General features: G+C 65.2%; 1 pseudogene. It reads right to left on the bottom strand.

Annotation, left to right across the window (positions count from 1 at the left end):
- Positions 1 to 207, bottom strand: a pseudogene (locus RAD10_RS42690) (hypothetical protein); the annotation flags it as partial.

Below are 207 nucleotides of genomic sequence, written 5' to 3'. Positions count from 1 at the left end.
GCGGCCGTCGATGTAGTCGTCGCCGCCAAGACCGGTGAAGTTGTTGTTGAAGCTGCTGCCCAGCAGCGTGTCGGAGAAGGTCGAGCCCTGCACCGCATTGACACCGGTGAAGGTGTCGGTGCCCTCGGTCGCACCTGTGGCGCTGCCGGCAACCGTAACCGCATTTGTGGTCCCGACGGCGCTGGTCTCGAGGTCGACGCTGACGCT

It is taken from the genome of Bradyrhizobium sp. 23AC (assembly GCF_054863025.1).
Note: the sequence above shows the minus strand (reverse complement) of the source record. Positions and strands in the feature narration are given on the sequence as shown.